This window comes from Streptomyces sp. NRRL B-24572 (genome assembly GCF_002156145.1).
Lineage (GTDB): Bacteria > Actinomycetota > Actinomycetes > Streptomycetales > Streptomycetaceae > Streptomyces > Streptomyces vietnamensis.
Window position 1 is genome coordinate 1 of sequence record NZ_MWIG01000630.1, and the last position, 5746, is coordinate 5746.

Genomic DNA, 5746 nt, shown 5'->3' on the forward strand with positions numbered 1-5746 from the left:
CCAGGCCGCGTCCTCGGCGGACAAGCTGACGTGGACGTACACGATCCGCAAGGACTCGACCTGGTCGGACGGGCAGCAGGCCACCGCCGAGGACGCGGCCTGGACCTTCAACAAGATGATGACCGACCCGAACGCCGCCACCGCCAACGGCAGCTTCACGGCCAACTTCGCGCAGGTCACCGCGCCCGATCCGCAGACGCTCGTCATCCGCCTGAAGAAGCCGCAGGCGACGATGACCGCCCTCGACGTGCCGATCGTGCCGAAGCACGTCTGGGAGAAGGTCACCGACTTCTCGAAGTTCAACAACGACAAGACCTTCCCGATCGTCGGGAACGGCCCCTTCGTCATCACGGACTTCAAGGTCGACCAGTACATCAAGCTCAAGCCGAACAAGAAGTTCTGGCGGGGCGCGCCCAAGTTCGACGAGCTGGTCTTCAAGTACTACAAGGACGGGGACGCCGCCGTCGCGGCCCTCCAGAAGGGCGAGGTGTCCTTCGTACCGAACCTGACGCCCGCCCAGGCGGCCGCCCTGAAGACCCAGAAGAACATCAAGGTCAACGACGCCCCCGGCCGCCGCTTCTACGCCCTCGCCACCAACCCGGGCGCGAAGGCCCAGGACGGCAAGACCTTCGGCAACGGCAACAAGGCGCTGCTCGATCCCGAGGTGCGCAAGGCGCTCTTCCTCGCCGTCGACCGCACCACCCTCGTCGACAAGGTCTTCCAAGGGCACGCCGTCGAGGGCGAGGGGTACATCCCGCCGCGCTTCGGCTCGTACTTCTGGAAGCCGGAGGCCGCGCAGAAGCGGGCGTACGACCCGGCCGGGGCGGAGAAGGTCCTCGACGCCGCCGGATACAAGAAGAACGCCGCCGGCAAGCGGCTCGGCAAGGACGGCAAACCGCTCGAGTTCCGGATCCTCTGTCACGCCACCGACCCGAACGACAAGGCCGTCGGCAAGTACCTCCAGGAGTGGTGGGGCAAGCTCGGCATCGGTCTGAAGGTCGAGTGCCTGGACAGCGTCTCCGACCCCTGGGTCAAGGGCGACTACGACCTGGCGTTCGACGGCTGGTCGGTCAACCCCGACCCGGACTACGTGCTCTCCATCCACACCTGCGGCACGCTCCCGGCGACCCCGAAGGACTCCGGCGCCACCGACAACTTCATCTGCGACAAGGAGTTCGACGGCCTCTACGCGCAGCAGGCGGTGGAGTACGACGCCGCCAAGCGGGCGGATCTGGTGAAGCGGATGCAGTCCCGGCTGTACGACACGGGGTACATGAACGTCATGGCCTATCCGAACGCCCTGGAGGCGTACCGCACGGACCAGATCAAGTCCATCACGACCATGCCCGAGGCCGCCGGGAACCTGTGGGGCCAGGACGGCTACTGGAGCTGGTGGTCCGCCGTGCCCGCGGCGCAGGCCGAGGACTCCGGCGGCGGCTCGTCCGCCGGGGTGGTCGTCGGCATCGTCGCGGCCGTGGTGGTCGTGGTCGGCGTCGGTGCCTTCCTCGGTCTGCGCCGCCGCTCCACCGCCGACGACCGCGAGTAGTACGTGACGACGGCAAGCACCTCCGCCGGCGTGGCGCGGGCCGAGGAGGCCCGCGCCACGGACGGCGCACCCCGCACCGGTTCCTCCCTCGGCTACCTCCGCCACGCGGCGGGGAAGCTGGGCGGCGCGCTCGTCTCGCTCCTCGCCGTCCTGGTCACCAGCTTCTTCCTCTTCCGGATCATCCCCGGTGACCCGGTGAAGGCGATGACCCACGGCGTGCCCACCTCGGCCGAGCAACTCGCCACGCTGCGCCGCCAGTTCGGTCTCGACCTGCCGCTGTGGCAGCAGTTCGCCGACTACTGCGCCAAGGCGCTGAGCGGCGACCTCGGCACCTCGTTCCAGTTCCACGCCCCCGTCGGGGACCTCATCGCGGAGAAGCTCCCGGCGACGCTGCTGCTCACCGGGGTCGCCGTGGTGATCTACTCGGCGCTCGGACTGTGGCTGGGCACCCGCTCGGCCTGGCGGCACGGCGGCCTCGGCGACAAGCTGAACACCGGCATCGCGCTGACCCTGTGGTCGGTGCCCTCGTTCTGGCTCGGACTGCTCCTCATCATCGTCTTCTCGGTGGGCATCGGGCCGATCCCGGGGCTCTTCCCGACCGGCGGCATGGAGTCGGGCACGGGCGAGACCGGTTTCGCGTACGTCCTGGACGTCGCCCACCACCTGGTCCTGCCCGTGGTCACGCTCGTCGCCGTCGGCTACGCGCAGACCCTGCTCGTGATGCGCTCCTCGCTCCTCGACGAGATGGGCGGCGACTATCTGACGACGGCGCGGGCGAAGGGTCTGCGGGACGACGCCGTGCGGCGCAAGCACGCCGTGCCCAACGCGCTCCTTCCGACCGTGACCATGATCTTCATCAACCTGGGCCACGTGGCGGCCGGTTCGATCCTGGTGGAGACGGTGTTCTCCTGGCCGGGGCTCGGCGGGCTGTTCTACCAGGCGCTGAGCGTGCCCGATCTGCCGCTCGTGCAGGGCCTGTTCGTGGTCTTCGCCGGAGCGATGATCCTGATGAACCTGATCGCCGACCTGCTCTATCCGCTGCTCGACCCCCGGGTGGGCCGATGACATCTCCGACGACCTCTCTCGCATGGGAGCGCCGCAAGGGTTCGGTGGCGCGTTTCTGGACGTCGTACCGGACCCACCGGGCCGGGCTCTACGGCCTGGCCGGCCTCGTCCTGATCGCGCTGCTCGCGCTCACCGCCCCGTGGACCGTCGGCTCCGACGTGCAGTCGGTGACCGAGGCGCCGGGCACGGCCCTGGAGCCGCCGAGCGCCGAGTTCCCGCTCGGCACCGACCAGTTCGGGCGCTCGCTGCTCGGCCTGCTGATCTGGGGCGCCCGGATCTCGCTGCTCGTCGGCCTGCTCGCTGCGACCCTGTCCGTCGCCATCGGGACCCTGGTCGGCATCATCGCCGGACACTACGGCGGCTGGTTCTCGACCGTCGTCATGCGGATCACCGACTGGTTCCTGGTGATGCCGACGCTGGTGCTCGCGATCGTCCTCGCCACCGTCATGTCCCGGTCCATGTGGACGGTGGTCCTGGCGATCGGCGTGACCTCCTGGCCGACCACCGCCCGTCTGGTGCGGGCGCAGACGATCGCGGTGGAGTCCCGCCCGTACATCGAGCGGGCGACCGCGCTCGGCGGCGGCCACCGGCACGTCATGACCCGGCACGTGCTGCCGAACGTGATGCCGCTGGTCCTCGCGCAGACCACCCTCGGCATCTCGACGGCCATCCTCACCGAGGCGACCCTCGCCTTCCTCGGCCTCGGCGACCCGACGGTCGTCTCCTGGGGCGGGATGCTCCAGGACGCCCGGGAGGCGGGTGCCGTCTCCTCCGGGCACTGGTGGTACCTGGCCCCGCCCGGGATCGCGATCGCCCTGGTCGCGCTCGCGTTCACGCTCTGCGGCCGGGCCGTGGAGTCCGTACTGAACCCGAAGCTGGGGGTGGGGCGATGAGCCTCCTGGAGGTACGGGACCTCAGGGTGACGTACGGGTCGGGCGCGGCCGCCGTGCCCGCCGTGCGCGGGGTCGACCTGACCCTGGAGCCGGGGACCAAGCTGGGAGTGGCCGGCGAGTCGGGCTGCGGCAAGTCCACGCTGGCGCTCGCGCTCCTTCGCCTCCTTCCGGCCTCGGCGCGGATCGAGGGCGAGATCCTGCTCGACGGCGACGACGTCCTCGCCATGTCATGGGGGCGGTTGCGGGCCGTGCGCTGGGCGGGCGCGTCGATCGTCTTCCAGGGCGCGATGCACTCTCTGAACGCGGTGCACCGGATCGGGGACCAGATCGCCGAGCCGATGCTCGTGCACGGCCGGGCGACCCCGACGGCGGCCCGCAGGCGGGTCGGTGAGCTGCTCGAACACGTCGGTCTTCCGGCGGCCCGGGCCGCGGCCTATCCGCACGAGCTGTCCGGCGGGCAGCGGCAGCGCGTGATGATCGCGATGGCGCTCGCCTGCGATCCGCGCCTGATCGTCGCGGACGAGCCGACGACCGCGCTCGACGTGATGATCCAGGCGCAGATCCTGCGGCTGATCGAACGGCTCGTCGCCGAGCAGTCCATCAGCCTCCTGATGATCAGCCACGACCTGGCGGTCCTCGCCGACACCTGCGACCGGCTCGCCGTGATGTACGCGGGCCGGGTCGTCGAGGAGGGGCCGGCACGGGCGGTGTACGAGGCGGCCGCGCACCCCTACGGGCGGGCGCTGTCCTCTGCGTTCCCCCGCATCGGGGACCTCGCGTCCCGGCGGGCACCGCGCGGCCTGCCCGGCGACCCGCCGGACCCGGCGGACCTGCCCGGCGGCTGCACCTTCCATCCGCGCTGCCCCGTGGCGGTGGACGCCTGTGCGGAGCTCGATCAGGAACTGCGGGAGGCGGGCGCGGGGCGCCGGGCCGCCTGCGTACACGTGGGGAGCACGTCATGAGCGGCGAGGCGCGTGGGGAACACGCCACGAGCACCGAGGCGCACGGGGAGCACTCCATGATCACCGAGGCGCATGGGGAACACGCCACGAGCACCGAGGCCCCCGCACGCCCTCTCCTGTCGGCGCGCGGACTGCACGTGGCCTTCCCCGGCCGCCGGGGTGCGCCGCCCGCGCGCGCGGTGGACGGCGTGGACCTGGACATCGGCGCCGGGGAGATCGTGGCCCTGGTCGGCGAGTCGGGCTGCGGCAAGACGACGCTGGCGCGCTCGCTGCTCGGCCTGGTCCGGCCCACGGCGGGGACGGTCGCCTTCGACGGGCAGCCGCTCGCGTACTCCTCGGGGGCGCTCAGGGCCTACCGGAAGCGGGCGCAGCTGGTCCTCCAGGACCCGAGCGGTTCGCTGAACCCCCGGCACACCGTGTACGACGCGGTGGCGGAGGGGCTGCGGATCCACGGGTACGCGGGGGACGAGCGCGCGGCCGTGGGCGAGGCCCTGGCCCGGGCGGGACTGCGCCCCCCGGAGCGGTTCTTCCTCCGCTACCCGCACGAGCTGTCCGGGGGGCAGCGGCAGCGCGTGGTCATCGCGGGCGCGCTCGTCCTGGAACCCGAACTGATCGTCGCCGACGAGCCGGTGGCGTCCCTGGACGCGTCGGTACGGGGAGAGATCCTGGCGCTGCTGCTACGGCTGCGCGACGAACTCGGCCTGTCCGCGCTGGTGGTGACGCACGACCTGGGGCTCGCGTGGAACATCGCGGACCGGGTGGCGGTGATGTACCTGGGCCGGGTCGTGGAGACGGGGTCGGTGGAGTCGGTCCTGACGAACCCTCAGCATCCTTACACCCGGGCGCTGTTGTCGGTCCTTCCGGAGTCGGAGGGCGCCCCGGTGGTCCTGACGGGCGAACCCCCGGACCCGTCCCGCATCCCGTCCGGCTGCCGCTTCCACGTCCGCTGCCAGCTCCTCGCCTCGGGCGAGGCGGCGCCGGTCGCGGACCGCTGCCGGGGGGAGGACCTGCCGGTCCTGGGCGGCGGCGGGGAAGCGGTCGCCTGCCACTGGGTGACGCGGGGGGCCTGAGCCGGGCCCGTTGTGGGCGGCCGTTCCACCGGGCCGGCGCCCCACCGTTGTGGGCGGCGCCCCGCCGTTGTGGGCAATCGTTCCGCTGGGGCGGAACGGGTGGGCACAACGGACCCGCGCCCTGCCGGCGCCCGAGGCTCCCGGGCCTGAACCCGCACCGGATGCGCGCCGCCGCTGGGGTGCGGGTCAGGGCGCGGAAGCCTGGGCCCG

5 protein-coding genes are annotated in these 5746 nt (G+C 71.9%); all 5 read left to right on the forward strand.

The features are described 5' to 3' along the window. Positions 1 to 1546: ABC transporter substrate-binding protein (locus tag CCN56_RS32005; protein ID WP_107484256.1), on the forward strand; the 1546-nt coding region annotated here is incomplete at its 5' end. A 3-nt stretch (positions 1547 to 1549) separates the two neighbouring features. Continuing rightward, positions 1550 to 2611 (forward strand): ABC transporter permease, encoded by a 1062-nt coding sequence (locus CCN56_RS32010; protein ID WP_086831388.1) that lies wholly within the window; start codon positions 1550 to 1552, stop codon positions 2609 to 2611. Continuing rightward, entirely contained in the window at positions 2608 to 3504 is an 897-nt protein-coding gene (locus tag CCN56_RS32015) for an ABC transporter permease (RefSeq protein WP_086831389.1), read from the forward strand. The genes CCN56_RS32010 and CCN56_RS32015 overlap by 4 nt, the downstream gene beginning before the upstream one ends. Continuing rightward, positions 3501 to 4466 carry an ABC transporter ATP-binding protein gene (locus tag CCN56_RS32020; RefSeq protein WP_086831390.1) on the forward strand — a complete coding sequence of 322 codons (966 nt, stop codon included), beginning with the start codon at positions 3501 to 3503 and terminating at the stop codon, positions 4464 to 4466. Before CCN56_RS32015 ends, CCN56_RS32020 begins: the two co-directional genes overlap by 4 nt. 56 nt (positions 4467 to 4522) lie before the next feature. Next, positions 4523 to 5536 carry an ABC transporter ATP-binding protein gene (locus CCN56_RS32025; RefSeq protein ID WP_086831391.1) on the forward strand — a complete coding sequence of 338 codons (1014 nt, stop codon included), beginning with the start codon at positions 4523 to 4525 and terminating at the stop codon, positions 5534 to 5536. The last annotated feature ends 210 nt before the right edge of the window (positions 5537 to 5746 follow it).